Origin of the sequence: Paenibacillus sp. FSL E2-8871 (assembly GCF_038000345.1) — a bacterium.
GTDB lineage: Bacteria > Bacillota > Bacilli > Paenibacillales > Paenibacillaceae > Paenibacillus_AQ.
In genome coordinates this window covers 4,692,297-4,715,291 of sequence record NZ_JBBOBV010000001.1, presented here as the reverse complement: position 1 = coordinate 4,715,291, position 22,995 = coordinate 4,692,297, and the positions used below count along the sequence as shown (strand labels likewise).

The window sequence follows — 22,995 nt, the reverse complement described above, 5'->3', positions numbered from 1 at the left end:
CTTATAAATTACGTTATTGCAAACAATTACGCTTCGAAATTGTAAAGTGGTGTACTCAGGTAACGTTCACCATTACTTGGGATGATGACAACTACCTTCTTGCCAGGACCGAGGTCTTTAGCAACCTTAAGTGCTGCAAATACTGCTGCACCGGAAGAAATGCCAGACAAGACGCCTTCTTCTTTAGCTACACGGCGTGCAGTTTCGAATGCTTCATCGTTCTCAACATGGATGATCTCATCATAAATGTCCTGGTTCAGGATTTCAGGAATGAAGTTTGCTCCGATACCCTGAATTTTGTGAGGGCCTGGTTTGCCTCCTGCCAAGATTGGAGAAGCAGCAGGCTCCACAGCATAGATCTTCACGTCAGGATATTTGCTCTTCAGCACTTCACCTGCACCCGTGATCGTTCCACCTGTTCCGATACCTGCAATAAAAGCATCCAGTGGGCCTCCGATAGACTCAATAGCTTCAACGATTTCAGGTCCAGTGGTCTCACGGTGGATCTTCACGTTCGCTTTATTCTTGAATTGCTCCGATGGGAAATAGCTTGGGTTCTCTTTCAGAATTTCTTCCGCTTTCTTAACCGCACCATTCATGCCTTCCGATCCTGGAGTCAGAACCAATTCTGCTCCGTATGCACGAAGTAGATTACGGCGTTCCAAGCTCATGGTTTCCGGCATTACGATAACTGCCTTATAACCTTTAGCCGCAGCCACAAGTGCCAAGCCAATACCAGTGTTACCACTGGTTGCTTCTACAATTGTACCTCCAGGTTTCAGTAGACCTTCACGTTCAGCTTCTTCAACGATGCTGATTGCGATACGGTCTTTTACGCTTGATCCCGGATTCTGATATTCCAATTTCAAATAAATATCTGCGGAGCCTTCCTGTGCCAGACGATTCAAACGAACGAGCGGAGTACCTCCGATCAATTCTGTTACGTTGTTAACGACTTTAGCCATGAGCAAAAACCTCCTTAGAATGATAAATGCGATATAAGAACGTAAATTGTGACTTTACTCTTCTGTATGTGTGTCCCTATTATGCAATAATAACTGCTATAAAGGGGTATAGATATTGGACCACCGTTAGTTATTTCCGACTAAAACGGTAGGTTTTACGTTAATATCATATTATCAATCTTGCAGGCTGTTGTCAATATTTATTGCCACATCATATTTCGTGCGCAAATCACTCTCCACTTGTTGTAAAGGGGGTGCTTGCTCCAACGCCAGCTCTTGACGTATCAGCGCTCGAATTTCCTTTTGATCAGGAATATTTTGTGTGTGAATACTCTCTAGTCGAATGATAGCGAAGTCGTCCTCCGCCTGAATCGGCCCCGCTATATCACCCTCATCCAAACTAGCAGCGGTCTTAAGCAGTCCCTCAGGCCAAAAAGGATCGTCTTCCTCTACTTTGCCCAAACGGCCTCCTTGCTGCCGACTCTCTGCATCAATGGAAACTTCCCTAGCTAAATCAGCAAAATTCTCACCCTGCTCCAAGCGATCCATTACTTGCTCGCCTTCATCATAAGATGAAACCTTAATCATGGAGAGTTCCAATTCCCTTTTGGGAGTGAAACGCTCCGTATTTTGGTCTAAATAAGTATCGATATCAGCTTCCTTAATCGTAATACCATCAGTGGCTATTGCTTGTAAGGTCAGACGATAAGCCGTTTCTGCGAACACTTCCTGACGAGATAATCCCAGCTGAGACTGCATTTGTGCATAATACTGTTCTTCCGATCCGTATCCAACCATAGTTCGTGCAAGTTCTTGCTCAACCTCATCGTCGGTCACGGTAATCCCCAGAGCCTTTGCTTCCATCTCCACAACAATATGATTGATCATTCCAACCAGCACTTCGTGGCCATGCTTTTTTTTGAGCTCATCCATCCACTGCTTATCTGTTATCGGTTGTCCGCCTGCAGTCGCTGCATCCGGTGTTTCGTTTTCTGTTGTATCCCCTTTTAGAAGAGCCATGGCGCGTAAGCTCCAGAACAATAGGCCCCCAAGCATTAAAGTTGCAACAGCCAGAATAACAACCGTATTGCGAAGTGCACGTTCCTGTCTCGTCATCATCCCATGCCCTACGATTTCGCTTGTTCTAAAATGACCTGTAATTCGTCCTTATTAAAAACATAAGCCTCGTTACAAAAATGACATACAACTTCAGCCTGCTCATCTTCTGCAATTAATCTCTCCAGTTCATCTTGCCCTAAGCTAACCAATGTCTGCTCTACCCGCTCACGCGAACATTGACAAGCAAAGTTAATATCCAGTTCATCCATAACTACCGCATCCGGCAAAAGAAAACGCAGCATTTCTTCTGGCTCTAGACCCTGATCAAGAAGTGTTGTCACGGAAGGCATAGCCCCTAGAGCTTTTTCGATCTCCGTAATCTCCGCATCCGTCAGTCCTGGAAGAAGCTGCACGATAAACCCTCCGGCTACAATCACTGACTCATCGGTATCCACTAATACACCTAATCCAACTGCAGCTGGGGTTTGTTCAGAAACAGCGAAATAATAAGTGAAATCTTCCGCAAGTTCTCCGGAGATGATAGGAATACTACCTCGATAAGGTTCCTTCAAACCTAAATCCTTTATAATATCAATGAACCCTTCAGTTCCTACGGCTCCAGCAACATCCAATTTGCCCATACTATTGCTAGGTAAGTGAATGTGAGGATGGTGTACATAACCGCACACTTCTCCCAACGCATTGGACTCCGCAACGATTTGCCCGATCGGTCCATCCCCTTTGACCATGATACATAGCTTCTCTCTTCCTTTGAGCATAGCGCCCATCATGGCTGCAGCGGTAACTGTACGTCCAAGTGCGGCTGTAGCCGTTGGATACGTATCATGTCTGCGCCGCAATTCCTCGACCAATTCTGTTGTGCGGACAGCAAACGCTCTCACTTTACCATTCATAGCCGTTCCACGGATAAGTCGATCCTTCTTTTTTTCCATTGGGTGCATAGCCCTCCTATCTCTTCGCCCTTTAGGCTTCTTTATCTTTATTGGTTACGGTCATAAATAATTCGTAATCCTTCTAGTGTTAACATAGGATTTACTTCGTCGATACAATCCGTCTCCCCCGCAATTAGCGAAGCGAGGCCTCCAGTAGAAATAACCTTCAGTTCCGGAGCGTTCATCTCGATTTTGATACGCTTTACAATCCCCTCGACTTGGCCTGCATACCCAAAAATAATACCAGCCTGCATAGCGTGAACTGTATTACGTCCGATAACCTTTTTAGGCTTCTCCAACTCAATTCGTGGCAGTTTCGACGCCCGCTGGTATAAGGCCTCTGTAGAAATAACAAGACCCGGAACAATCGCTCCTCCAAGATAATTAGCCCCTGCATCGATACAGTCGAAGGTCGTAGCCGTACCAAAATCAACAACAACAAGCGGACATTTATATTGTTCAATCGCAGCCACAGCATTAACAATCCGGTCTGCGCCAATCTCACGCGGATTCTCATAGCGAAGATTAAGTCCCGTTTTTATCCCTGGTCCTACGAGTAACGGATCTTTGCCTATATACTTTATACACATATCCACGATAGTCTTAACCAGAGGTGGAACTACCGAGGATATAATTACACCTTCCACATCTTTAACAGAGATCCCTGACATCTGAAAAAGATTGTGTATCAGCACTCCATATTCGTCCACGGTGGATTGGCGCGCAGTACTTAGCCGAAAATGATGTAACAATTCGCGCTTTCTGTATACACCGAGAACAATATTGGTATTACCGACATCGACAGCAAGCATCATGATGAGGACCCTTCCTTCTTGGCATTAAGGTCTAGACTAATATCCAGACTGGAAAAGGAGTACGTAAGGCGTCCTACAGAAATCACATCCACACCTGTTTCTGCGATCCCACGAACCGTTTCTAACGATACATTGCCGGAGGCCTCTGTCTTGACATGTGGAGCTTTAGCTTTAATCCTAGCCACCGCTTGCTTCATCATCTCGTTAGACATATTATCAAGCATAATAATATCAGCACCTGCTGCCAGCGCCTCTTCGACTTGCTCTAAGTTCTCAGTCTCTACTTCAATGCTCATCGTATGTGGAATGTTCTTCCGCGCACGACCTACTGCCTGCCTAATACCACCTGCACCTTTGATATGATTGTCCTTGATCATAACCGCATCATATAGACCAAAGCGATGATTAAAGCCTCCACCAACACGAACTGCATATTTTTCCAGCATACGATGTCCTGGTGTAGTCTTACGTGTATCTACTAGACGAGTCGGTAATCCATCGAGCACCTGTACGAAAGATGACGTACGTGATGCTACACCGGAAAGACGCTGCATCAAGTTGAGTGCAAGCCGTTCACCCGTAAGAATTGCATGTGTGCTTCCCTCTACCTCAATAATTACAGTCCCTTTTGTCACTGCTTGACCTTCTTCTACAAGGGCTGTAAAGCTAAGCGTAGGATCAACAATTTCAAAAACCAACTCTGCAATCGGGATACCACAAATTACGCCATCTTCTTTAGCATGAATAATCCCTTTAGATTCATGGCCAACAGGTATTGTCATTTGTGTTGTTACATCACCGGAACCTACATCTTCCCGCAGCCAAGCCTTAATGGATTGTACTAGTTCTTCATTGTAACCATTAAACATCATCGCTTAATTCCTCCACTATTCCCAGATCGCGAATTTGAAGCAGGTGCTTGCGCCACTGATCATCACTTCGCTGCGGGTAATCCTCACGGTAATGTGCCCCGCGACTCTCTTCCCGTGCTAGAGCAGACTCTGTCACGAGCAAACAGCAGGTCAGCATATTAGCGAACTCGTATTCCTCACGTTTAGTCAATACGGATCCAAAGATGGGTAGCTGCCGTTTCAATTCTTCTATTCCCTTAGACAAGGTCTCTTCATTACGTCGTAATCCAGCATATCGAACCATTACCTTTTGTAGCTTCAAACGGCGTTCCACAATAGCTTGAGTTGGCGAATCAACACGCCCTTCGTTGCTACTAACTGATGTAACATCACGTCCAAGCGGAGATAATTGGCGAATCCGCTCAATAATACGATGTCCAAAAACAACTGCTTCTGATAATGAATTGCTTGCTAATCGATTAGCCCCATGTACGCCTGTGGAAGAAACCTCCCCGCAAGCAAACAAGCGAGGAATCGTACTCTCCCCATTTAGATCGGTCTTAATGCCCCCCATCATATAATGCGCAGCTGGAGCCACTGGAATCCAATCACTTGTAATATCCAGTCCATAGCCCATACAGGTCTCATGTATTGTAGGGAAACGATGCTTCACCATTTCTGGGGATTCATGCGTAATATCCAAATAGACAAACGTTGACTTTGTAAGCTCCATTTCACTTACAATAGCCCGAGCTACAATATCTCGTGGGGCTAGCTCAAGCAACTCATGATATCGTTCCATGAACCGCTCTCCATTAATATTGCGCAATACCGCTCCTTCCCCACGGACTGCTTCGGAGATTAGGAATCTAGGAGCTCCAGGATAACTCAATGCTGTAGGATGAAATTGAATAAATTCCATATCTCGTATATGAGCCCCGGCACGATAAGCAATGGCTACCCCGTCGCCTGTAGCTACTTCAGGGTTGGTAGTGTATCTAAATAATTGTCCTGCTCCACCAGAGCACAAAATAGTCGCATCCCCTTGCAGGAATAACCGTCCGCCGCCGGGACGCTGCAACAATGCGCCTACACATTCTCCACCTTCAGTGATGAGATCAATGACATAATGATCATCCCACACCTCAATGTTCTCATGTTCAGCTACCTGTTCAGCCAAGGCACGAACAATCTCATAACCTGTAGCATCTCCATTAGCATGCAAAATACGACGGTGACTATGCGCTCCTTCCTGCGTCAAAGCCAGTACCCCATCTTCCTTATCAAAAAGAGTACCTAAACGAATTAGCTCATGAACTCTATCTGGTCCTTCATTAACAAGTGCATCGACAGCTGTGGATGAGCAAAGACCTGCTCCCGCCATTAATGTATCCTGCCGGTGGTAAGCAGGGGAATCGTCCTCAGCTATTACAGCTGCGATCCCCCCCTGTGCATAGCGAGTATTACTCTCCATTACTGATTTCTTTGTGATCATAATGACACGCCGATCTTCACTAGCTTTAATAGCCGTGAACAATCCGGCAATCCCTGAACCGATAACAATACAATCTGTCTTTACTTTAGGAATATCCCGAAGATCAAAATCAACCAAATATTGTGGAATCATGACCGCGTTTCACCTGTTTCAACGAAAGAGTAGCGCATACTACCGGACTTGTAGCATGCGCTCTAGGGAAGTTCTGGCTTTGTCGGCGACAGCAGGCGGTACATAGATTTGTGGCTTCATCGTCTCCAGGCATTTCACCAGTTTTTTTAGATTGTTAACTTTCATATTAGGACAAACAAGAAATTTTGTAGCAAAATGGAATTCTTTATCCGGACTATCTTTACGAAGCTGATATCCTGTACCATCCTCAGTTCCAACGATAAATTGCTTACGGTCAGATTTCCGGCAATACTCGAGAATGGATGTAGTACTACCTACATAATCACCCATGGCCACTACTTCCGGACGACATTCTGGATGAACTACAAATTCTGCTTCTGGGTACTTCGCTCTCATTTCTACTACATCTTTAACAGTCAACATATCATGAGTGTTGCAATAGCCTTCCCAGATAATCAGTTTTTTGCCGGTCTGATCTTGTACGTATTGACCAAGATTCTTATCGGGTACCCAGATAATTTCTTCAGCATCGAGGGATTCGATTACTTTCACGGCATTGGCAGAGGTACAACAGATATCAGTTTCCGCTTTAATCTCTGCAGACGAGTTGATATAAGTCACCACTTTAGCATTTGGATGTTGCGCTTTAAGCTTACGCAAACCGTCTACATTAACCATATCAGCCATTGGGCAGCCTGCACGTTCATCAGGAATAAGGACGGTTTTGTTTGGAGCCAGAATTTTAGCACTTTCCCCCATGAAATGAACACCGCAGAATACGATAACCTCTGCATCAGTCTCTGCAGCCTTCTGAGCGAGTAAAAAAGAGTCTCCCCGGAAATCAGCAACCTCCTGAATTTCATCACGTTGATAATAATGAGCTAAAATGATTGCGTTTCTTTCCTTCTTAAGCTGTTCAAGACGTATACGAAGTTCTCGATTCTGTTCCTGCTTACGCTCAAGTGCCAGAGCTTCCACCGATTGTTCTCCCCCTTAAATCTTCGCGGCTTTACGCCGGTGCGATGTTATCAAATGGCATGAGCCATCATCCGAAAAAATGAATAAGCTGATGTTAATAGTAAGTAATATTAATCACTAATGTACACAACGTTCCAGCCCCTGTCAATGTGACTAGACAGGCTTCCAAGCATGAAATTACCTAAAAATTAAAATAAAAAATCCGGAGAGCAATTACGCTCACCGGATTAATTTACATCTTATGAATAGTGATCCTGCTTAGGTAAGGCTAGTTCCGCCGCCTTTATTGTCATCATCAGATCCGTCATTACCCTCAGATTCAGGTTTGTTCGGGATTTCCTTTGATAGGTTCGGAGGCGTGGAATCAGTATCTTCAGACTTGCCTTGAATGCGGACACGCACATCACCGATATTATCAATGACAGGTTCGCCAACTTCAAGCGCAACGCCTTCGCCACCCTCAGCCTTACCATCTTCAGAAAGGAATCCTTGTTCAATCAGCTCTTTAATCTGATCAAGCTCAAGTGTTTCCTTCTCAAGTAACGTATTGGCAATCAAGTGCATTTCTTTAGAGTGTTTGAGCAACAGTTCTTTACAACGTTCGTAGCTCGAAGTAATAAAGTTCTGCATTTCTTGATCAATCTCATAAGCAATGGAATCACTATAATTCTGTTCATGCCCAATATCACGACCCAAGAATACTTGGCCTTGAGAAGAGCCGAACTGCATAGGTCCAAGCTTATCGCTCATACCGTACTCCATGATCATGGCACGCACGATGCGCGTAGCCTGTTGGAAGTCACTGTATGCGCCCGTACCGATCTCACCAATAAACAATTCTTCGGCAACACGTCCACCAAGTAATCCAGTAACCTTATCCAAAAGCTCCTGCTTGGTAACGATCATCCGATCTTCCTTCGGAAGCATAATAACATATCCGCCGGCACGTCCGCGTGGGATAATTGTAACTTTATGCACCATATCAGCATGCTCAAGGAAATAACCAGCTATAGTATGGCCTGCTTCATGGTAAGCAACAATGCGTTTCTCACGGTCACTGATAACCCGACTACGTTTCTCAGTACCCACGATAACACGGTCAATGGCTTCATCCACTTCAATCATGGAAATATCTTTGCGGTTACGACGTGCAGCTAGCAATGCTGCTTCATTTAGCAGATTCTCTAGATCAGCACCCGTGAATCCAGTTGTGCGTTTAGCGACAACATCCAGTCTTACATCTTTCGTAAGCGGCTTGTTACGGGCATGAACCTTAAGTACAGCTTCACGGCCTTTTACGTCAGGGCGGTCAACCGTAATTTGACGGTCAAAACGTCCTGGACGAAGTAATGCAGGATCAAGTATATCAGCGCGGTTAGTTGCCGCAACAATAATAATGCCTTCGTTACCACCGAATCCATCCATCTCAACCAGCAATTGGTTAAGTGTCTGCTCGCGCTCGTCATGTCCGCCGCCGAGTCCGGCGCCGCGTTGACGACCCACAGCATCAATTTCATCAATGAAGATAATACATGGCGCGTTCTTCTTAGCGTTCTCGAACAAATCACGTACCCGAGAAGCACCGACACCCACGAACATTTCTACAAAATCGGAACCAGAAATACTAAAGAAAGGAACACCGGCTTCACCTGCTACTGCACGTGCAAGCAATGTTTTACCTGTTCCCGGAGGGCCTACAAGCAGTACGCCTTTAGGGATACGTGCACCGACAGCTGCAAATTTGCGCGGATCTTTCAAGAACTCAACGACTTCGACAAGCTCTTGCTTCTCTTCGTCTGCCCCTGCAACATCCTCGAAGCTGATTTTCTTCTTCTCTTCATTATATAACCGAGCCTTGCTCTTGCCGAAATTCATGACTTTACCGCCGCCACCTTGCGCCTGGTTAAACAGGAAGAAGAACAAGATGAACATAATGACTAGCGGGATAATAGAAGAAAGGAATGTCAGCCAAATGCTGGTACCTTCCATTTTCTTCTGAGTTAATTCAATCCCATTAACATCACTAGCTTGAATCAGTTCATTAATAGCAGCATCTGTTGGAGGAATATATGTGGAGAAGCTTTTCGATTTAGTATCGGCAGGCAACTCTCTATATTCGCCTGTAACTAAAAAGGCATTACCCTCAAACTGAACCGTCAAATCCTTCACATTGTTGCTCTTGATCTCCTGCCGTAACTCGTCGTATCTAGGGAAATCGGCGGCTTCATTTCCATTGCTCACAAACTGGACAATACCCACCACGACTAAAAATAAAATCAAATAAAAACCAGAATTCCGGATGAACCGATTCATCCCCTACCTCCTCTCGCAACACTCAAGTTATTGTACCATAGCCTCTTGGGACACCTCAAATAAAGGAAGCCAAGGGTGCCCGATCCGTATGATCAAGGCAATCAATAGTTCAATTGGAATAAATCTCAGGCTTCAGTACTCCAACATATGGGAGGTTCCGATACCGCTCGGCATAATCCAATCCGTAGCCTACTACAAATTCGTCTGGCAACACGAAGCCTGTATAGCTGGCTTCCAGATTAACCGTACGACCTGAGGGCTTATCAAACAAGGTAACCACATTGATAGAAGCAGCATTGCGGTTGCGGAGTAGCTCAATCAAATAGCTGAGCGTAAGGCCACTGTCAATAATATCTTCAACGATCAAGATATCGCGGCCTTCTACCGATACATCTAAATCCTTAATAATTTTGACAACACCAGAGGACTTGGTGGATGCTCCATAGCTAGATACTGCCATGAAATCCATCTCAACAGGTACTGTAATGGCTTTAACCAGATCTGCCATAAATATAAACGCGCCTTTTAGTACACAAATGACTAAAGGGGTACGTCCTGCGTATTCTTCGCTCAGTGTTCGACCGAGCTCCTTAATTTTCTGCTGAAGTTCCTCTTCGGTGATCAAGACTTCTTGAATATCATTTTGCAACTTGCGAAACCTCCTAAGTTATACTATGAAAGACTTACATCGACCATTACGTTTCTTCACGGTCATCCAGCTCTGCTAGAGACAATAGAAGTATCGAGGTCGTTTGCCGCCCTACTGCGGCATGCATCGAGCGTCTTACGCCCGGAATCCAGACGATATTGCCCAAACCATCACAAACGAGGGGGATCATTGAGCGTTCAGCAGCAGGTATTTTATCATCAATATAAATATCTTTTACCTTTTTGCTTCCGTTTAATCCCATGACTCTTATGGTATCTCCAGGCAATCGGGAACGTATCGTTAGTGGAAAGACCAGTTCATCACGGTCAAACCAAGCCGACATCTTCCCATAATCCTCCCCCTGTACAAAAAAGTTTTCTCTCTCCAGCACCGCCATCGACATCACCTTACCTATTTCCTCCAGCTTAAGCTCGGAATCCGGTAAAAACAGACGATATGTATAGCTTGCCTGTTGCTGCGCGGGCTTGGACGAGAACAAGATGATATCATATTGCCGCACACAAGTCAGGCCTCCACCTAAATCCAAACTCCAGGTGGTGGGATAGCTCTGCAGCGTTCCCCGACGTACAGATTCAATCTTGGAGAAATCAAGGGCAGATAGATCCGCCGACAGATAATTTAATATTAGTTTAATCAAACGCCGTTGTAAAGCGGAGGGTATGGCCGCAAATGAAGCTCTGTTAAAGGTATATTTCCCTTCCCCTTCCGAAACCAGCTCCTCAAAGCATTTTACCGCAGATGCCTCCATATATTCATCCTCAGCTCCTGCAATTTCCGCAAGCTGCACAAGTGACTGTCTCACTCTGCCGTTATACCTTTCCAGAAAAGGAAGAACTTCCAATCGAACAGCATTCCGCTTGTATTTCGTCAGCAGATTAGTTGCATCCTCGGCATAGGTGAAACCTTCATTCTGACATAACCCAAGAAGAGCCGTTTTGTTAATACGTAGGAATGGACGAATGAGTTCCACCTTTTTTTCTGTTCTTTTCCACTTGATACCGGACAGCCCCGATAAACCGCTTCCTCGCAATAGACGCATAATCACCGTTTCTGCCTGATCATCCGCATGATGAGCCAGAGCAACGGAGCGCGCCCCATAACGGTGTGCGGTATCAATCAGAAATTCGTATCGCTTCTCGCGTGCTGTCCCCTCAGGACCGAGTCCACTCTCTTTAGCCAAAGAGGGAATATCGAATTCTGCCAACTCAAAGGGCAGTCCCAACTGTTCAGCCATACCACGTACTAGCTCTGCCTCTTCCTTAGACTCCGCTCTAAATCCGTGATTCACATGAGCGCATATTAAGGTAAGTGGCATAACGTTTACTGCTATTTCATGCAAAACATGCAAAAGAGCCACAGAATCCGGGCCGCCGGAAACTGCGACTACAATGGTGTCATGGGGCGCCCACAGCTCGTGCTCGGCTGCTGACTCCAATACTGACTCCACCAGTCCATTCATTTGCTCCATATGCGGCCCCCCTTTTCTCTAACTATATGTATAAGTTCAAAACCGAAATACCCAATAAATTGTAAAGGCAAGCACAAACAAGGATAACCCAAAAGCATTTTTGAGCCAGCGAGGTGTGTCCATACTATCAGGACGCTTTCTACGCGAATTGTAAATATGGCTTCGCCAGAGCTCTGTAGCATCTGCGGAACCGGTGAAACCTCCTTTTAACGCCAAACAAATCCAAGAGGATAGTTTCTTGTCGGGTAGATTTCTAGCCAGCTTAAACAGCTCATCTACACTTCTTGTCTGCGGCAGCTGTAGCGCAGCTTTCTTGAGCCCCTCTTCATTCAAAAGACGGAGGCACAGTACAGCAAAAGCGAATAGATCATAACCCTCATCACTCGTGCGGCTGCCTGCATTCCAAAAGCCACGGTCATGCCATTCGGTAAACTGCTTCACACTGCGACCAATAGGACTTGTGCCCCCAAAGTCGATCAGCTCCACTTCGCCGTACTTTGATACCATGACGTTTTCCGGCTTCAAATCCCCGAACACAAAACCGCATTCATGCAGCGTGCGCAGCTTATCAAGCAGACCAAGCCCTACCAAGCCTAACCAGTCGGGACCGTTTTTCGATAAAAAATGATGCAGAGGTTTGCCTTCAACATACCTCATTACATAAAAGGGGACATTATCCCCATTCGCAAAATCATCCGCTTCCAAAAAATAAGAAGACAATGGATTCTCACGACGAGCACGATGTTCATTCCGCTTTCGCCGTGATTGCAGCGAGGTTAGTACATTGATCTCCGATTGAAGTTCAAGTGTATCGTATCCGATTTTTAGCGCGTACCTTTCCCGTCTGCCTTCTCTTTGCACAAGATATACGGTTCCGTTCGCGCCCCTTCCCAGCATCCGCTCAACGACATAACGGTTACCCCGCCATTTGCCGTTAATTAAGGTACCAGTAGGATAGGACGGATTAGACGACATACCCACCAATCATCCCTTCTCTTTCGTCGTGGTCATCACTTAGTCGGCGTCCACGATGTTCATCCAGTGTATCATAACGATAATGTTCAAGCACCTTGAAAATAGCTGGACCCGTCGGTGTCGCGCCTCTCATGTGTAATTTAGAGAATAACGTACGAATACCTGACATGTCATGGGTCCAATCTAGATCAAGCTTGGCATCTTCGCTGCTGTTATTTCCAGGATAATGGAACACAGCAATCTCACTCTTACCTTCCCGTGCTTCCAAACTGAGCGCCAAATCGCGGATAGCATCTTCCACAGCACCCAGTTTAGGTTTCATACTAGCACTGGCATCGATAAGAAGTGCAATGCGCAGCGGTGTTGTTTCTGTCAGTTCATCTACAACTGTAACAACCTGTGAACGTTGAACAGGAGGTAACTGATCCAATGAGCCATCGCCTAGTATCTTTTTTACCTCTTTATTAACCGCCTGCTGGATCGTCTGAACCACGGTCTTGCGTGTCATCATCTGAATCGTCTGCGCCAGTTGTGGCGTTCCGACTATTCGGCTAAGGCCTCCCCCGGCCTTGGCAATGTCGGCAATCTCCCGGCTTCCGAGCTCGCCGATCGTACCATAATCAACTACACCAACCACATTTACGGTGATTCCCTCCTGCAGGGCATGCGCCGCTGCCAACACCGGACTTTCTCCTACATTCGAACAACCGTCAGTAATGAGCATAATTTGCTTCATAACCCTCAACTCCCCCTTTGTTTGAACCTCTGTTTCTAGCATATCCAGAAATGAGAGATTTCAAACGGTCGCTTTTGTTGGGGAAATTTGTGATCTGAACTACGGGGATAGTGAATAGGGGAACTGCGAGAAATGTTTGGGCTTTCGATCGCTGTTATTATTTGATTTCTCTATTAAAACCGCCCTCTGCGGTTGAAATCAAATAATAAAGGCGAACGCTCCGCTTCTACAGCTCCAAACTTTCTCTCCGTTCCGTACCTTCACTAGTAAACAGTTTAGATTTAAAAAATTACGCTCCAAAGTCAGCGAACCTTTGAAACGTAAATGGTAGAGGCCGGCGAGTTACACATCACAGACTCGCCCCGACTTCCAAGCACGCACGACGCTTCGCGCGTACTTAAACCTCCTATAGCAGCACGGCGCATTGCGCGCACTGCAAATATATAGGCAACACGACACTTCGTGCGTGCTTAAACACACAAGCAATACGGCGCTTCGCGCGTACCAAACATAAAACTTAAGCCTAAACCGAGAAAATTCCTAACTCACCGTACGCGGACGCTCCATTCGGCCAACACCAGGCATATGCAGGCTGGACCACTCTGGGTGGAAATGATCTACACGACTTACAACAATCGTCATGTCATCATGGATCTCATTGCCCTGATAACGAATTACCTTATCTAACAAGCTATCCGCCAAATCTTGAGGATCATCCCCCTCAAGCTCTTGGATCAACCGTTTCATCCATATCTCCTTATTAACGGCATATCCTGGCGCATCATAAATACCATCCGTCATCATAATCAAAATATCACCGGCCCGAAGCTGCATGCTGATCAGATCCACATCGATATCTTTAATGATTCCTATAGGCAGATTGCTAGAGGTTATTGGAATGACCTCACTACCCCTCCGGATAAAGCTCGGTGCGGAAGCAATCTTCATAAAAGTTGTCTGTGCGGAATACTGATCGATCAAAGCCATGTCAACGGTAGCGTAGAACTCGTCAGGAGAACGTAATAAGAGAATAGAGTTTACCGACTTTACAGCCAGCTTCTCATCCATACCGGATTGCAGTAGCTTTTCTAACATACCGAGGGCGGCACTACTCTCCATTCTCGCTCGCTCACCATTTCCCATTCCATCGCTAATGGATACTGCAAAGGTGCCGTTTCCAAGCTCTACGGTACTGAAGCTATCGCCAGATAACATATCTCCTCCTTTAGAAACAACGGCCACTCCTGTGTTTATCTCAAAGGCTTTGGCTGAACCGAAGGTAACCATCGACAATCCTTCCCGAGGATGGACTGCCGTCTCGCTCATGACAGCAATATTCTCATCTAGTATGTCGGAAAGGAGCGGAGCGATCATTTTACGGCATTCATCAAAACCACGAGTATAGGCATGCACCACCTCTATTTCAACACGCCCAGGATCTAAACTTAGGATTTCGATACTATGAATAGACAGCCCTAATTTCTCCAATGTCTCACGGATTTGAGCTTCCTGACGATACATAGCCTGTCCCTCACGTTTTATTTCACGCGCCAGGTCCTCCATAACCTGTGACACGCCCGATAACTGCTCGGCAACAAATTGACGACTATCGTATATTTGTCTTTTCCATCGCATATCATGTTGGTAAAGATCATATTGTCCTTTCATGACTTCAAGTACTTCACCCGTTTTACCGCAAATCCGGCTCCATTCCGGAGGCAGCTGAGCTGCCGTAATATCAGGGCATTCCTCAACAGTAGTCATCATATCTGTCATATATCTATACGTCTGATAGAATTTTGCATCCCAGCAGTGGGAACGCCGAATGCATCCTGCACAGGCCCCCTCTGTCACCGTACTCATGAAATCCTCCATCTCACGGTCTGACTTCCCTACTTCTCCGGCACGTGGAATCTGCCCAAAGCTGCTCGACAGCTGCTGGAATACCTGTGAGAATTGCGTCACCCGTTCTGCCGTTAAATCCCTGACCCTTCGCGCATATTCGTGTTGAGATCGGCTATGATCTGACGTGCCAGGAACATATTTAGCAATGGCAGATATCATCGCCTTAGGCGTTATAAGAAATAGCACTACCGCTACGCAGGTTTCCCATGTTGAGGCCATCATATCACCCGGACCCGTAAAATAGACGGAAAGGATCGTGGATCCTAGCAACATCCCGATAGATACTGCACCTTTTCGACCACCCTGCATCATTCCCGCTAGCATTCCAGAAAAAGCAAGCAGGCTCATCTGATAGATAGCACTAATATCCGCCAAACTGAGAATCAATCCGGTCACCACCCCAACAGCAGCCCCAAGAGGAGCCCCCCCTGCCATGGCGAAGAGTAGAATCAAATATCGTGACAATATATGCTCCAAAGACAAACCATTAAGGGTCCAGCCCACAAGACCCGTCATTACTGAGGCAAGTAATATAATAAGGCACAGAATCTCCTCGTTCCTGAGCGCTCTACTCTTTTGCTTATAGGTTAGTAAAGGCAGCGCTTGAATGAACACCAGTGTAAGCACAAAACCTAGTAAAGCATCTAGTGTTGTCATCATAAGCGGATACCAAGAAAGAGAAGGTCCAATAACAATCTGGAACAAGCCAACCATAAACGAAGACACGAACACCATAAGTGGTGCATAGGATAAATCTATTCGTTCATAACTTTCCAAGCCTTTATAAACTAAAAAGAAAATAATCAGCTCAGCAGTAGTAACCAAAGCTCCAGGGAATGGAGTAAAGAGACTTCCAGCTATAATGGCTGCAGCTACAGGTAGAATAGAGTCGCGACGCATAAACACAATGACGGCAAAGTATGCGACAGCAAAAGGGGATAGTTCGTCCAGAATCATGGCTCTACCCAGCAGAAACCCCATGAAACTGAGCAATAGCATCCATTTCTTCGCTGCTATTAGCTGAACATACCGCTGCTTCTGACCCCAAGCTGTAATACGCGTGCGCAATGCTTGTCTCTGCTTCTTATCTTCACTTCCCACTCTTGTCCACTCTGGCAAATTTACCACGTTGCTTTTACTCATTCCCCTACACCACCCGTTTAAGAATTTATGGTTCTCATTATATAACCGGGCAATTGAGAAAGTTTGTCAGAAATGGAGGGACACACACAAGAAATTTCCGACAAAAAAGCCTTCATTCATGATCTGTAAAAAAGCGGTTCTATCCCTTGCGGGACGGTAGGTTGATTGGTTTCAAGATTGTTTACAACGTAATTTCACGCGCTGACGCGGCGGTTATTCGTCAGCGATTGCCCTAGAGTTATGTGAGAATGACATGGATGCTGTCGGCAATTTTATATGACATGACAAAAAAACCGCAAGGGCGAAATGCCCCTGCGGTTATTTATGATGTACAGGTATTGGATTATACGCGTTTAGCTCCACGGCCTCCGCGCTTTCCTTCTGTGTTCTTCTTAATCGAAGATATCCGTTCTTCGCTGTCTTTCAGGAATCGCGACATTTTATCCTCGAATGAAGGTTTACCGGCTGCAGGCTTAAATGGACGCCCACCCCGTTCACGATTGAATCCACCGCCGCCTCCACCACTGCCGCCGCCACCGCCGAAACGGTCTCCGCCGCTAGGACGTTCTGGTCTTGGAGCTCTAGGCGGACGTACTTCCGATGCTGGCTTGTCAACAGCCTGCTTAATGGAAAGTCCGATCTTGCCGTCCTTATCGACGTTGATCACCTTGACTGTTACTACATCACTAATCTTCAGATGATCGTTAACATCCTTGACATAATTATCGGCGATTTCCGAGATGTGAACGAGACCTGTGACACCTCCTGACAGATCCACAAATGCTCCGAAATGCGTGATGCCTGTCACTTTGCCTTCTAACTTGGTGCCCACTTCAATTGCCATAGAATAAAATGATCCTCCCTTAAAAATATACAGACGAATATTAAGGTCATCCTGTCTGCGGTGATTTGATTATACAGTAAAGAGCAAAGCAAGGCAACAGAGTAAAAGCCTCTTTTCGCCGCTATTATTGCTCTGATTGCTCTGTTCGAATAGGAGTTTCCCCTTGAGGATAGATATTGTACCATTTACGTGCTAATTGGCCAATATACTCGTCATCATTAAGTCTGGATAATTCATATTTTAATTGAGTTAAAGATGCCATGACATCCTCACTAGTCTCCTGTTTCTTTGCAAGTTCCTCACCCTTGTCCGCAATGACCGCACTTTGAGCGAAGTAAGTATAACCCGCCCAACCAAAAAATACTGCCACAAAGACAATCCACATAAATCTTCTTCTCTTCGCGCCTGCGGCCGAATTTTTGCTATGATTACTTTCCTCTTCCGCAGTAAATCTGTTCATGCAACGTACCCCCTAATTCAAGGTCAGCGTTTCCGCCATTTGGTAATCCATTCAGTGATCTTCACAATCCAGGGGCTATGTGTCAGCCGCGATAACTGTGGAGAGATCCACCTAACAGGTAATACCCAAATTGGTTTGGTCAGACGCAGCAGAAGCTTAAAGATGAACCGCAGAATACGACCTAGTAGCTTTAGCAGCCCTAAAATAAATCGCCAAAGCCAGCGAAGAGGTGTACCTATCAGGATCTCCACAAGTCTCCACAGCAACCTGCACATATACTGAACCGATTGAATTAACCTTAACACAAAACGCCGCACCGTAACACTGAAGATTAAAAAATAGATCCATACTCCTAGAAACAAACCTAGAAAGACATAAAACCGCAATTGTCCTTGATTTCCGGCATACAGCATACGAAAAACGAGCAAGGCGGCCCAAAGCCAATACAGTAGATCTAGCATGGCATTCAGCCATTTGGGAAAATTGAACTTCAGCGACAGCACCCGGTAGCTGTCATAGGCCAGTCCCATTGCCAGCCCGGCCATGATCATGTAGAACAGCGTCACCCACTGGACTGCAGGATTCATTTAAATAGCTTACCGAGCAGACCTTTATTTTTGCCCTGCGATCCGGGATCGAGATAAATCAGGGAATGTACATTGCCCTCTAGGGACAACATTCCGTTCTCCAGACTTAAATTTTTGATATGTAAATGATTCCCGCGAATGGTGAGATGGCCGAGTTCTGTACGAAGCAAAAATTCCTCGCTGTCGAAGCTCTCCACATTTTGCACGCCCGTCAACTCCAGCTGCTTCCGACTGCGCATGTGCAGATCATGCTGTTTGTTTACCTTTCCTGGCTCGATCATAGCATGTACCCCTCCTTCTTACCTCTAATCTATGGCAGAGGCAGAAGTTATAGAACATCCCGTCCCACTAAAAATAATAGAAACAAAAAGAAGGCACAACTCTACAAAATGTAAAGTTATGCCTTCTTCTATTACTCTTACCAGTCCAGTCCGCTGCTTTTGGCAACAGGCTCTTCCCGAACTAGAGTATACATACCAGCGGCCTCGTCCTTGCGAGTCGTTTCGACCAGCTTTTCTACTTTGACCGTTACAAGCTTTTGTCCAAATTGTACAGTAATCTCGTCACCGATCTTAACTGCACTACTAGGTTTAGATTCCCGCCCGTTAATCAGTACCCGGCCTTGTTCGGACACATCCTTGGCCACTGTTCGGCGCTTAATTAAACGGGACACTTTCAGGAATTTGTCAAGACGCATTAGTTAACGGCTTCTTTAAGCTTGTTACCAGCTTTGAAAGCCGGTACAGTCGATTCTGGAATTTCAATCGTTGTGCCCGTTTGCGGGTTGCGACCAGTGCGTCCTGCACGTTTGCGAGTTTCAAAAGTTCCGAAACCGATCAGTTGGACTTTATCACCTTTTGCCAAAGCTTCTGTAATCTCACCCAAGAATCCGTTCAATACTGCTTCTACATCTTTTTTTGCCAATCCGTTTTTCTCGGAAATGTTGTTTACCAAATCTGTCTTGTTCATAATTTAAAGTTCCTCCTAGGATACGAAAAAATAAATGAAACGAGAATCACCACCATAATATGGGGCGAATCGCATTTCGTCTTTATGTTATTCTTGATGTCACCTTAAAATCCTGCCACGATTCGTCGTTTTTTTAAAAAAGAAGCAGTTATTTCTCAGAAATCGTCGCAGAATCTATTCTATAGCACTATTAAACTACTGGCCACATTCTAAATCAGAAAATAAAAGCTACATCCACAGCATTGCCCCATTTTTGAGTCCATATACCATAAAGGGGCTGTGAATTACTAGACTTTTCGCTCCTCAGCCTTAGCCTCTTGCCACAGTTCTTCCATCTCTTCCAAACTACTATCCTTTACGCTCGTTCCCTTGCGCTGCAAGCTTTGCTCAATATATTGAAACCGGCGCACAAATTTGCGGTTAGTCCGGGTTAATGCCTCTTCCGGATCTGCACCGATAAAACGAGCGACATTCGTAACTGCAAACAACAAATCCCCAAGTTCCAGAATTTGATCATCTGTCGCCGCATCTGTGTCAATCGCCTCCTGCAGCTCATCGATCTCCTCACGAATCTTGGCTATGCAATCCGTAGCGTTGTCCCAGTCAAAGCCCACCTTGGATGCTTTTTTCTGAAGCTTGTATGCCTTCATAAGAGCAGGCAGGTCACGCGGAACACCACTAAGAACGGATAATTCCTCTGGCTTCACACCTTTACGCCGCTTCTCTTCTGCTTTCATGCCTTCCCAGTTCTTCAGCGCTTCTTCGGCATCATTCGCATTGGTATCCCCAAATACGTGAGGGTGACGGAAGATAAGCTTATCATTCAGCCCTTCAATGACGTCATACACGTTGAACGTACCAAGCTCCTCCTCCATTTGAGAGTGAAGCATAATTTGCAGCAAAAGGTCGCCCAGCTCCTCTTTCATATGATCGGGGTCATCCTCATCAATCGTTTCAAGGACTTCATAGGTTTCTTCGATTAAATTTTTGCGCAGGGATTCATGTGTCTGCTCCCGATCCCATGGACAACCTTCCGGGCTTCGAAGAATATCGACAATCTCATGCAGACGGGCAAAGGTACGATTTCTTAGATTCTCGTCACGATTCGCAGGTACATAAACTAACGACAGGTTGCCATAACCGTCGAGTCGATCCAGTTCGTACAGTGGGACTCTTACAATACTTTCTTCGTTCTCGACACCAAGTGCATGCCCCACAACAACTTCATATTCAGGCGGGTACAGCTCCATCAAACATAATTTTGTCTCCGAGGCTGTAAAGCTATCGTACACCTGACCAATCAGAGTATGTAGTTCAGGCTGAAGCTGAGCACTGCGAATGCCTGAAGCATCTAGTAACTGAAACCCTTCAATGGGGTCAAACCCCAGTCGAACAAACGCCTCGTCGAGAAAGCTCTCCCCACCCAATATTTGCAGTTCAATGCCTTCCTCAGGACACCGCTCGCGCAGCTGCGAAACCGCTGATTCCGCAACCATAGGATGACCCGGAACCGCGTAAACAATATCTGTACCGTCTGCTGCTGCTTGAGCCTCTTCAATCAGTTTTGAAGTAATCGCTGCATACACCTCTGGAAACGAGGATAAAGATTCATACAATCCATCAAAGGACTGTGAAGTTATTTCAAGCTCGGAGAGGGCAGCCATGACTGGATGCTCTTTTGTGCGGACATAGACAACGGATGCTGCCTTCAGCTTCTTTATAATTCCTAGCGTCAATCGATCAGGGTTGCCTGAACCCAGACCGACGACCGTTAATGTTGCACTCATGTCTGTTCCTCCTCTTAAGCGGCTGTCTCAGCAGACCGCATTTTTAAATTGTGATGTAAACGTTGATTAAGGGAATAAGCGCAACTTCTTCAGCTTGTCCGCCAGGGACGGGCCGAAGCCTGGAAGCTGGCGAAGCTCGCTCTCGCTAAGGAGCCGAAGGACTATAGCCCCTACGGCAAAGACAGCGCAGCCTGCGAGCACCCCGAGCAGGCTCTGCGCCAAGCTGGCAGTGCGCCCGCCGCCGATGCCAGCGGCCGTAGCCGCAGCGTCCACGCCCCAGCTGGTGGCTGCGGCGGCAAGAGCCAGGCCCGCTGTGAGCAGCGCGGGCCGTGCCAGGGCATCTGCGAGGCGAAGCCGCAGATGGCCCTGGCGGTACAGCAGCAGCACGTTGAGCGCTGCTGCGAACGAATGCGCGGCCACGCCAGCGATGGCTGCGCCGGTAATGCCCTGCTGCGGAACCAGCAGCAGGTTCAGGGCCGCCTTGAGCAGCGCGGCGGCCAAAAGGTGCAGGGCCGGGGCGCGCACGTAGCCGAGGCCCTGCAGGAGTGCAGCCGAGATGATGCTGACCGTACCGCCAACAGCGGTTAAGGCCAGCCAAGTCATAGTGCTGCTACCGGCGGTGTCGCCGTAAAGAGCCATATTAATCGGCTCAGCAAGCACTGCAAGGCCCGCTGACGCTGCCAGCCCTAGCAGCCAGAACCAACGCAGCGACAAGCTGCAACGGTTCTCGATCAGCTTCATGTCTCCCTTGTACTTCGCCTCTGCTAAGGCTGGTATGAACACGACAGACAAAGAAGTGGCAATCATCGTTACAATCTGCACTAGTGGCAAACCACGATTGTATACACCAAACTGTGTCATTGCCTCTACTTCGCTTCCTACAGAGGATAGCAAGCGAGGTACAGTGAATACATCTACAAGACCGACAAGAGGCATTGCGAGCGCGCCAAGCATCACGGGAATTCCATAAGCCAGCAAGGCCCCTGCTTTAACGCCCATAATCCGTTGATTTGAACGCCCCTCATTATCTGCATTGGGCAGCTTTAAATCCTGACTTTCGACAGAAGCGGAAGCATCTAAAGGGGCCCCTTGTCTTAACACCCGCCGATGACGTCGCAAAAATAGCAGCATGATCACAAGCCCCGCTGCCCCTCCCCCGGCTGATCCGAGTAATGCGCCAGCAGCAATGCTCTCAGCGCCTGCACCCAGTGAGGTCAGGTATAAGAGCAGTACAATCATTACAGTAACACGTACGGACTGCTCTACAATTTGTGACACAGCCGTCGGAACCATATTATGAAGACCCTGAAAGTAACCCCGAAGAGCTGACATGATTGGAACAACCGCAAGCCCCCACGCACTTGCCCGCAAAGCGGGCATCACATGCGAGTTGCCGACCCACCCAGCTATAATCGGTGCACCTGCATAGGTGATTGCTCCGATAACCAAACCGCTTATGGCTGTTATAACCGCAGATAACCGCAGAATCCGCTGACCCTCGTCATCCTGCCTTCCTGCAGAGGCTTCAGCGACAAATTTGGATATGGCCGCTGGCAGACCCAGCATCGCTACCGTCAACAACATCGTGTATAAAGGATAAACCGTGTTGTATATACCAAATACCGCATCTCCGCCTAGATTTTGCAGCGGGATTTTTTGGAGTGTACCTATAAGCTTTGAAATAATCGCCGCTGCACTTAGAATAAATGCCCCTTGCAGCAACCGTGATGTTTGTGTGTTAGATTTCATAAAGTACCTGCTTCTACAACTTTAATGGGATGAATTTCTATATTATAACGTATGTATACCCACAAGTAGAAACGGTTTTGTAAGAACGACAAAACCCCGTTTGCCCTTTGTATATCTTACCAAAAGGAAAGCGGGGTCTAC

21 protein-coding genes are annotated in these 22,995 nt (G+C 46.5%); all 21 read right to left on the bottom strand.

What is annotated here, in order from left to right:
• Window positions 1-26 precede the first annotated feature (26 nt).
• Complete coding sequence (gene cysK / locus NYE25_RS21410; protein ID WP_042123166.1) at window positions 27-965, bottom strand: cysteine synthase A; 939 nt, start codon at window positions 963-965, stop codon at window positions 27-29.
• 174 nt (window positions 966-1,139) lie between these two features.
• The gene (locus NYE25_RS21405) at window positions 1,140-2,084 is read right to left on the bottom strand and encodes a peptidylprolyl isomerase (protein ID WP_149643859.1); all 945 of its coding nucleotides are present in this window, start codon (window positions 2,082-2,084) and stop codon (window positions 1,140-1,142) included.
• An 8-nt stretch (window positions 2,085-2,092) separates the two neighbouring features.
• Window positions 2,093-2,977, bottom strand: coding sequence for an Hsp33 family molecular chaperone HslO (gene hslO / locus NYE25_RS21400; RefSeq protein ID WP_042183894.1), 885 nt, complete (start codon window positions 2,975-2,977; stop codon window positions 2,093-2,095).
• A 47-nt stretch (window positions 2,978-3,024) separates the two neighbouring features.
• Entirely contained in the window at window positions 3,025-3,792 is a 768-nt protein-coding gene (locus tag NYE25_RS21395; RefSeq protein WP_042183892.1) for a type III pantothenate kinase, read from the bottom strand.
• A complete protein-coding gene (gene nadC / locus NYE25_RS21390; protein ID WP_042183890.1) occupies window positions 3,789-4,664 on the bottom strand; it encodes a carboxylating nicotinate-nucleotide diphosphorylase in 876 nt (291 codons plus the stop codon). Before nadC ends, NYE25_RS21395 begins: the two co-directional genes overlap by 4 nt.
• A complete protein-coding gene (gene nadB / locus NYE25_RS21385) occupies window positions 4,654-6,270 on the bottom strand; it encodes an L-aspartate oxidase (RefSeq protein ID WP_076286871.1) in 1,617 nt (538 codons plus the stop codon). The genes nadC and nadB overlap by 11 nt, the downstream gene beginning before the upstream one ends.
• Before the next feature lie 39 nt (window positions 6,271-6,309).
• Window positions 6,310-7,248, bottom strand: coding sequence for a quinolinate synthase NadA (gene nadA, locus NYE25_RS21380; protein ID WP_042183878.1), 939 nt, complete (start codon window positions 7,246-7,248; stop codon window positions 6,310-6,312).
• Window positions 7,249-7,506: 258 nt separating this feature from the next.
• A complete protein-coding gene (gene ftsH, locus NYE25_RS21375; RefSeq protein ID WP_149643860.1) occupies window positions 7,507-9,561 on the bottom strand; it encodes an ATP-dependent zinc metalloprotease FtsH in 2,055 nt (684 codons plus the stop codon).
• 109 nt (window positions 9,562-9,670) lie between these two features.
• Window positions 9,671-10,210 carry a hypoxanthine phosphoribosyltransferase gene (hpt, locus tag NYE25_RS21370; RefSeq protein WP_042183870.1) on the bottom strand — a complete coding sequence of 180 codons (540 nt, stop codon included), beginning with the start codon at window positions 10,208-10,210 and terminating at the stop codon, window positions 9,671-9,673.
• A 46-nt stretch (window positions 10,211-10,256) separates the two neighbouring features.
• Window positions 10,257-11,699 carry a tRNA lysidine(34) synthetase TilS gene (gene tilS, locus NYE25_RS21365; protein ID WP_341050960.1) on the bottom strand — a complete coding sequence of 481 codons (1,443 nt, stop codon included), beginning with the start codon at window positions 11,697-11,699 and terminating at the stop codon, window positions 10,257-10,259.
• Window positions 11,700-11,735: 36 nt separating this feature from the next.
• On the bottom strand, window positions 11,736-12,674 hold the full coding sequence (locus NYE25_RS21360) for a serine/threonine protein kinase (protein ID WP_042193073.1): 939 nt from the start codon (window positions 12,672-12,674) through the stop codon (window positions 11,736-11,738).
• Window positions 12,664-13,410, bottom strand: coding sequence for a VWA domain-containing protein (locus NYE25_RS21355; protein ID WP_042183866.1), 747 nt, complete (start codon window positions 13,408-13,410; stop codon window positions 12,664-12,666). Before NYE25_RS21355 ends, NYE25_RS21360 begins: the two co-directional genes overlap by 11 nt.
• Window positions 13,411-13,950: 540 nt before the next feature.
• Entirely contained in the window at window positions 13,951-16,458 is a 2,508-nt protein-coding gene (spoIIE, locus tag NYE25_RS21350; RefSeq protein ID WP_149643863.1) for a stage II sporulation protein E, read from the bottom strand.
• A gap of 343 nt (window positions 16,459-16,801) precedes the next feature.
• On the bottom strand, window positions 16,802-17,302 hold the full coding sequence (locus tag NYE25_RS21345; RefSeq protein ID WP_036678766.1) for a S1 domain-containing RNA-binding protein: 501 nt from the start codon (window positions 17,300-17,302) through the stop codon (window positions 16,802-16,804).
• 124 nt (window positions 17,303-17,426) lie between these two features.
• Window positions 17,427-17,762, bottom strand: coding sequence for an FtsB family cell division protein (locus NYE25_RS21340; protein ID WP_341146797.1), 336 nt, complete (start codon window positions 17,760-17,762; stop codon window positions 17,427-17,429).
• Between the two features lie 23 nt (window positions 17,763-17,785).
• Complete coding sequence (yabQ, locus tag NYE25_RS21335) at window positions 17,786-18,349, bottom strand: spore cortex biosynthesis protein YabQ (RefSeq protein ID WP_341050961.1); 564 nt, start codon at window positions 18,347-18,349, stop codon at window positions 17,786-17,788.
• A complete protein-coding gene (gene yabP, locus NYE25_RS21330) occupies window positions 18,346-18,630 on the bottom strand; it encodes a sporulation protein YabP (RefSeq protein ID WP_042123140.1) in 285 nt (94 codons plus the stop codon). Before yabP ends, yabQ begins: the two co-directional genes overlap by 4 nt.
• 137 nt (window positions 18,631-18,767) lie before the next feature.
• On the bottom strand, window positions 18,768-19,046 hold the full coding sequence (locus NYE25_RS21325) for an RNA-binding S4 domain-containing protein (protein WP_042183857.1): 279 nt from the start codon (window positions 19,044-19,046) through the stop codon (window positions 18,768-18,770).
• A complete protein-coding gene (locus NYE25_RS21320; protein WP_036678778.1) occupies window positions 19,046-19,318 on the bottom strand; it encodes an HU family DNA-binding protein in 273 nt (90 codons plus the stop codon). Before NYE25_RS21320 ends, NYE25_RS21325 begins: the two co-directional genes overlap by 1 nt.
• Before the next feature lie 287 nt (window positions 19,319-19,605).
• A complete protein-coding gene (gene mazG / locus NYE25_RS21315) occupies window positions 19,606-21,105 on the bottom strand; it encodes a nucleoside triphosphate pyrophosphohydrolase (protein WP_042183855.1) in 1,500 nt (499 codons plus the stop codon).
• Window positions 21,106-21,171: 66 nt separating this feature from the next.
• The gene (locus tag NYE25_RS21310; protein WP_341146796.1) at window positions 21,172-22,854 is read right to left on the bottom strand and encodes a putative polysaccharide biosynthesis protein; all 1,683 of its coding nucleotides are present in this window, start codon (window positions 22,852-22,854) and stop codon (window positions 21,172-21,174) included.
• Window positions 22,855-22,995 lie beyond the last annotated feature (141 nt).

Bases quoted from the DNA above. Each gene is read 5' to 3' on its own strand.
- NYE25_RS21345 (WP_036678766.1), bottom strand. From the start codon at position 17,302: ATGGCAATTGAAGTGGGCACCAAGTTAGAAGGCAAAGTGACAGGCATC.
- NYE25_RS21395 (WP_042183892.1), bottom strand. From the start codon at position 3,792: ATGATGCTTGCTGTCGATGTCGGTAATACCAATATTGTTCTCGGTGTA.
- ftsH (WP_149643860.1), bottom strand. From the start codon at position 9,561: ATGAATCGGTTCATCCGGAATTCTGGTTTTTATTTGATTTTATTTTTA.
- NYE25_RS21310 (WP_341146796.1), bottom strand. From the start codon at position 22,854: ATGAAATCTAACACACAAACATCACGGTTGCTGCAAGGGGCATTTATT.
- spoIIE (WP_149643863.1), bottom strand. From the start codon at position 16,458: ATGAGTAAAAGCAACGTGGTAAATTTGCCAGAGTGGACAAGAGTGGGA.
- NYE25_RS21355 (WP_042183866.1), bottom strand. From the start codon at position 13,410: ATGAAGCAAATTATGCTCATTACTGACGGTTGTTCGAATGTAGGAGAA.
- mazG (WP_042183855.1), bottom strand. From the start codon at position 21,105: ATGAGTGCAACATTAACGGTCGTCGGTCTGGGTTCAGGCAACCCTGAT.
- NYE25_RS21325 (WP_042183857.1), bottom strand. From the start codon at position 19,046: ATGCGTCTTGACAAATTCCTGAAAGTGTCCCGTTTAATTAAGCGCCGA.
- NYE25_RS21340 (WP_341146797.1), bottom strand. From the start codon at position 17,762: ATGAACAGATTTACTGCGGAAGAGGAAAGTAATCATAGCAAAAATTCG.
- nadC (WP_042183890.1), bottom strand. From the start codon at position 4,664: ATGATGTTTAATGGTTACAATGAAGAACTAGTACAATCCATTAAGGCT.
- NYE25_RS21320 (WP_036678778.1), bottom strand. From the start codon at position 19,318: ATGAACAAGACAGATTTGGTAAACAACATTTCCGAGAAAAACGGATTG.
- yabQ (WP_341050961.1), bottom strand. From the start codon at position 18,349: ATGAATCCTGCAGTCCAGTGGGTGACGCTGTTCTACATGATCATGGCC.
- cysK (WP_042123166.1), bottom strand. From the start codon at position 965: ATGGCTAAAGTCGTTAACAACGTAACAGAATTGATCGGAGGTACTCCG.
- yabP (WP_042123140.1), bottom strand. From the start codon at position 18,630: ATGATCGAGCCAGGAAAGGTAAACAAACAGCATGATCTGCACATGCGC.
- tilS (WP_341050960.1), bottom strand. From the start codon at position 11,699: ATGGAGCAAATGAATGGACTGGTGGAGTCAGTATTGGAGTCAGCAGCC.
- nadB (WP_076286871.1), bottom strand. From the start codon at position 6,270: ATGATTCCACAATATTTGGTTGATTTTGATCTTCGGGATATTCCTAAA.
- NYE25_RS21360 (WP_042193073.1), bottom strand. From the start codon at position 12,674: ATGTCGTCTAATCCGTCCTATCCTACTGGTACCTTAATTAACGGCAAA.
- NYE25_RS21405 (WP_149643859.1), bottom strand. From the start codon at position 2,084: ATGATGACGAGACAGGAACGTGCACTTCGCAATACGGTTGTTATTCTG.
- hslO (WP_042183894.1), bottom strand. From the start codon at position 2,977: ATGGAAAAAAAGAAGGATCGACTTATCCGTGGAACGGCTATGAATGGT.